General features: G+C 35.1%; 3 protein-coding genes. 1 reads left to right on the forward strand and 2 read right to left on the reverse strand.

The genetic code is table 11. The features are described from left to right. Window positions 1-8: 8 nt before the first annotated feature. Window positions 9-662: a DUF3747 domain-containing protein gene (locus F6K22_RS29135; protein WP_293106135.1), complete on the reverse strand. Its 654-nt coding sequence runs from the start codon at window positions 660-662 to the stop codon at window positions 9-11. Window positions 663-1,277: 615 nt separating this feature from the next. Between F6K22_RS29135 and F6K22_RS29140 the strand changes: the two genes are divergently transcribed. After that, window positions 1,278-3,161 (forward strand): AAA-like domain-containing protein, encoded by a 1,884-nt coding sequence (locus tag F6K22_RS29140; protein WP_293106137.1) that lies wholly within the window; start codon window positions 1,278-1,280, stop codon window positions 3,159-3,161. A 1,042-nt stretch (window positions 3,162-4,203) separates the two neighbouring features. Here F6K22_RS29140 and F6K22_RS29145 read toward each other — a convergent pair. Then, window positions 4,204-4,803 carry a DUF4126 domain-containing protein gene (locus F6K22_RS29145; RefSeq protein ID WP_293106140.1) on the reverse strand — a complete coding sequence of 200 codons (600 nt, stop codon included), beginning with the start codon at window positions 4,801-4,803 and terminating at the stop codon, window positions 4,204-4,206. Window positions 4,804-5,795: the final 992 nt, after the last annotated feature.

Genomic DNA, 5,795 nt, shown 5'->3' on the forward strand with positions numbered 1-5,795 from the left:
TCTATTCCCTACTCCCTATTTAGATTATCATCCAGCTCTAAAAAATCTGGAATTTGAGCTTCAATCTCAGCTATTTTTTGCTCTACAGCATCTTGTTTAGCAGCAAAACTATCATAACTAAAATAAAAATGATTAAGAACTTTTTCCCGATCGCTACGTTTGGTAAATTTCCAACCTGGTTCGAGAAAAATTTTCATCATTCCATCACTTAGTCCGCGAGTTCTACCAATCAAATTTTTATCCCCTCTCAGAGAAATGCCAAATAATTTAATTTCATCACCAACATTTTCTAAAATTAATCTATGACTCATTGATAAATCATTACCATCTACCCGTATTGAATAACCATTATTATCAGTAGCTTGTCTACAAATTCCAGCAAAATTAAAGTTTAAAAGTAAAGGTTCGACTAAAATTGGATATAATTTAGTTTCACTTTCTCTCCAACAAGGTCTTTCATTAGAGTGCTGTTCTAAAATCATCAGTTTATAACCAGAATTTTCTTGTAAATAACTTAGAGGCATTGCCGTAGCAACAACTTGCTTTTGGTCAATTTCTACATCATCAAAAGTTAAATTTGCTTGGGCAGGAGTAAGATAATTGATACTCAAAAATATTGTAGTTAAAATAGTGGTAATTCCTGTTTGAAAAATGTTTCTCATTGTTTGACTTCTGTTTAGTTATTTAAAATTGATATGACTACTTTAAGATTTTCGTCAGTTTTGTGTAGAGAACATTAGGAAGTTAATCAAAAAAATTAAAAATCTTCTGGAAAACCGTCATTTCAGTTATCAGTGCCGACTGCTGAAGCTAGAGTCTTAAAATACTAAATTCCTTAAATTAGGAAAAATTAGTTATCCTCGTTAAAAGCTCTAAAATATTAGACTTCTTGCAGAAGTCAGGGAATAGGGGGGATAAAATTGTTGATTAGACTTCTTGAATTGGTTTAATTAAAAATTTGGCAAGAGGTTTATTAAATTGAGGATGAAAAACCTCTGACAAGGGAGCAAGATGCTCCCACTACTATGCTTCGTGACTAAAATAATTACAAACTGCTACTATAACTTAGAGCGGTTTTCATAATTAGTAGACCACACAGTAGGGATGTTCCATGAAAGGTCCCTACATGGTTATCATTTTTTTAATGTGCTTCGTTCACCTGAAAACTGTTGTAAAATAAAAAATCTAAAAATATAAAAATGATTATTAGGAATAAAGTAGAGAATTTATTTCTATTCCCTACTCCCTACTCCCTACTCCCTACTCCCTAATTTAAAATGGAAAAAAAGTCAAAACGCGATCGCGGACGAATTCTCACAACTTCTGGACTGAAAAAATTGAATGAAGCTATTGAAGAATGGAAACAGGAATACAACCTCAGAGGTACTCTGGCAGAAATTGAAGCAGAGTCTGGAGTGGGTTCCGACACTATCAGTAAAATTAGACAAGGACGAGTTGGTGCAGACCTCAGCAAAATTCAACAGCTTTTTGCCACCTTTGGTCTGACATTAGATGAAACTGACCACCGCTCCGGAAAACAAAACTCATCTCAAACGGAGTCAGAACCCCTAGGGGAACTGTTACCTCTACTAGATGAGGAACAAATAGTTACTCAAAATAGTTCCCAAGTTTTCATCAGTTATCGCAGTCAAGACCCGGATCGAGAATTGGCGCGACAGTTTGAAACTGCTCTGAGTGCTGCTGGTCATCAGGTGTTTATGGGAGCGGATAGCATTCGTCTGGGAGAAAATTGGTTTCGCCGAATTAATGAAGAGTTGAAGCAATGTGACTATTTACTGTTATTTTTGCCTCCCCAGTCTGCGCAAAGTGAGTTGCTCACCTATCAAGTACAACTTGCTAGAGAATTACAATTTTCCCGACCAGACCGTAAACCTGTAATTTTGCCAATTCGGGTAGGTTTTTCTCTGAGTACACCTCTGAACCATGACTTGCGCGGTTATCTCTATCGTATTCAACAACGGGAGTGGCGATCGCCTGAAGATAGTGTTGTTATTTTGAGGGAAGTTTTGAATTTGTTAGCTGCTCCACCGGGAAATATTGCACCGGAAGTAGAGGAGGAAGAAAAAATTTCTCCAACTGAAGAAATTAGTAGTATTGTGTCAGGAAGTCGCCCTCCTTTACCCTCTGCTGAACCTGAAATACCGGTAGGACAAATTGATGTGGCATCTACTTTTTATATTGAACGCCCACCTATTGAAGAACGTTGTTATCAAACTATATTACAACCGAGTGGTTTAATTAGAATTAAAGCGCCACGACAGATGGGTAAAACTTCTTTAATGGCAAGAATTTTGCATCATGCTGCTCAGTCAGGATATCGGACTGTACCCTTGAGTTTTCAGTTAGTAGATAAAGAAGTTTTTAGTAATCTCGAACAATTCTTAAAATGGTTTTGTGCTTATGTGGGAAGGGAGTTACGTTTACCTAATCAATTAGATGATTATTGGGATGATATTTTTGGTAGTAAAGTTAATTGTAAGGATTATTTTGAGAAATATTTATTAGCACAAATAGATAATCCTTTAGTATTAGGTTTAGATGAGATTGACCGAGTTTTTCAATATCCTGATATTGCCGAAGATTTTTTAGGATTATTGAGAGCTTGGCATGAGGAATCAAAGCGACGAGTTATTTGGAAAAAGTTAAGGTTATTGGTAGTACATTCTACGGAAGTTTATATTCCGATGAATATTAATCAATCTCCTTTTAATGTAGGATTACCTATAGATTTACCAGAATTTAATCAAGAACAAGTTCAGGATTTAGCATCGCGACATAATTTGAATTGGTCTGAACAAGAAGTTAAGAAATTAATGGCAATTGTTGGCGGTCATCCTTATTTAGTTAGGGTGGCGTTATATCATATTTCTAAACAAGATTTAACTCTGGAAGATTTACCAGAAAATGTAACGACTGAAACTGGAATTTATAGCGACCATTTGCGACGACATTTGTGGAATTTAGAAGAATATCCAGAGTTAGCTGAAGCAATGAAAAATGTAATTTCTGAAAATTATAGCGGGCAGTTAACAGGGATGTTGGGTTTTAAGTTAGATAGTTTAGGTTTAGTGAAATGGCAGAGTAATAAATGTTATCCCAGGTGTGAGTTATATAATCAATATTTTCAAGTTCATTTATAGAAACTAGCTGTTAACTTTTTGGTATTTATAAAGTCTTGAAAAATGTGGGTATAATAGACTTATAGCCTGTCTACACCATTGGATAGTCCATCGCGGAACTGTGGGAGAATAATAAAGTGCATCAAGTTGTCATATTAAATCCGCTTAATTCAGTATAAAAAAAGGAAGAGGTAGGTAGTTATATTAATTCAATGCTTTTTAAGGGGGGAGTTAGGAGTTATAAAAGCTAATTCCATGCTTCTAACTGTCCTCAATATTTTTAATTGCTTTTTCTAACTTTCCCCAATTTTTAATAATAATTATTCTTCCTCTTTTATAAATAACGATTCCCTTAAGTTTTTTAAATGTAGGCATTCTTCATAGGAAATACCGATACTGCGAGCAATTTGATAATAAGGCAGTTGAAGATTTAAAATATCCCCTTCTGCTAAAGGATGAGTCCCGTCGCGATCGCCATAATATTTAAATTATCCAATTATATTATGGCAGAAATATCTTACTCAAGAGTGTTTCCACAGGCAACATGACCTTTACTACGCCAGTTCAATTGAACCTCAAGTTGGAGAGGTAATTACTGTCATCATCGACAACGATATATGGACTACTCTCATCAATGAACGGACAGGCAAATCTTCAGCAGTTACGAGCGTTCAAAGGAAATACTAAAGTGAAACGAAGATAACTAGACCTCTCCAGAAAATAAAATTGCTCTTTATTTAAGACAAGCTAGAGTTGTCAAATTAACTCTCCAAAATCATTTTTCGTATCTTTTTCGTGAAAATATATTCCCTGTTCCCTGTTCCCTACTAACCTCAAAAAATCTATATCTTTTTCACGCCTATGTCTACTAGAGTAGATATTGAGCAATAGAGGTAAACAACCGTTTCCCTCTACATTATTTTGCCATATTTATTAGACATCTCCGATAATCAAAAATAAAATCAATTATCTCTCATAAATCATCAATTCTTTCTCCCTACTCCCTACTCTGTACGGACGTTGCATGCAACGTCCCTACTACTCCCTCTTTTCCACCAGAAGTCTATTCTATTTCAGTCGGTGGTATTTCTGTATTATTTCTTTTCTTCAATTTACGATGCAAAGCTTTAACTCCTGATAATAGCAACCCAATCACTACAAATACTACTACAGCAGCTAATACTGGTACAGAAATCGCTAACATCGATAAGACTGTGGAACTAAGTAACTCCATTGTGGAAACTCCAGGATTTGCAAATCCTCCTGTGAGAGCTGTAGAAGCTAACCTGGTAACATCTGTTAAACCTTGCACTGTTCCCGCAGCACCCCCACCTACAATCACAGCGATCGTCCACTGTAGCATTGGACTCATGTCGCTAACAAATGAACCTGTAATTATGGTACCCGCGATGACTGCTGTTGGGGTGGCAATAATATCTAGTAACTCATCTACCCAAGGAATGTAATAAGCACCAACTTCTAAGAATGCACCAACTCCAAAAGCGACTGTTGCTTCCGGGGTACCCATCCAAGTAAAATCATCAGATAGTTGTAAATGTCCTGATTGTGCTGCAATACTCATTACCAGTGGGGGTACAAATATGCGAAACCCACAAGCTGCACTCAACCCTACACCTAGACAAATACCTAATAGAGTTTCCATATTTTTCTCCTAGTTTCTCCTCATAAAAACTGTTAATTTTATTGTCAAAATATATCAGTTTGCTGATGATTATTTAATAATTATTAATTACTTCAATCCTTTCTCTGCTAATTACAGATGTATGAATATATATTATCAAAATTAGCTAATTAGATTTGGCTGTTAATTTTTAAGGCTATTTATTAATTAAATATAAGAAGCTGTTTGAGAAGTGCTGCATGGAACCGATGAATCCGCGCAAACCTAACCCCCCTGCCCCCCTTCCCTACAAGGGAATGGGGGTTAATAAGCCTAAGAGCGGAGTAGGAGAGAGGTTTTTATGAGTTTACAAACAGTTTCTAAATAATTATCCTAACTGTTTCCTTTAAATGTTAGTCCCAACGATAAAATTTTGACATAATTTTGTTAATATGGTAAGCATATATAAGATTGATAGATCGCCTGCAAACATAATAATATCAATATTTTGATGATAATTATTGACATAATAATATAAATATGGTAAAAATAAAAAAGTACAAATTCATAAAGCTCTTTGATAGTAGTGATAGCTAAAATTTCCCAAGCGCGATCGCTATTGCTCTTGACTGAGGGTAAAGCTTTGCATGAGTTGAAGCTTTGAGTAACGAGGGAACAATAGGTATTAATGTAAGTGAAACGGAGTTCTATCGTCCTAACAGTACGCAGAATGATCGCTATCACAACCCATACAATTATTCAGGAAATACAAAAAAATGTTCCTCATAAATTTACCTATCTTGAAAAAAAACAGAAAAAATAATACTTTTAATTCCAATAATTCCAATATTATGAGGAGCAAACATATTAAGATAAATGAATTGTGGAGATAGATGATAATGATAGGGCATTCATTAGAATTAGACGATCTAAGAAAAATTAGTAGCCCCCAAAAAATAGTAGCTTTGTTTCAAAAACTTGGCTATGATTTTCAACTGGAATATTTAGATACAGCAGAACTAGAACTACCAAGT

The sequence above is a fragment of the Okeania sp. SIO2F4 genome (assembly GCF_010672385.1).
Classification (GTDB): domain Bacteria; phylum Cyanobacteriota; class Cyanobacteriia; order Cyanobacteriales; family Microcoleaceae; genus Trichodesmium.

Bases quoted from the DNA above. Each gene is read 5' to 3' on its own strand.
- F6K22_RS29135 (WP_293106135.1), bottom strand. From the start codon at position 662: ATGAGAAACATTTTTCAAACAGGAATTACCACTATTTTAACTACAATA.
- F6K22_RS29140 (WP_293106137.1), top strand. From the start codon at position 1,278: ATGGAAAAAAAGTCAAAACGCGATCGCGGACGAATTCTCACAACTTCT.
- F6K22_RS29145 (WP_293106140.1), bottom strand. From the start codon at position 4,803: ATGGAAACTCTATTAGGTATTTGTCTAGGTGTAGGGTTGAGTGCAGCT.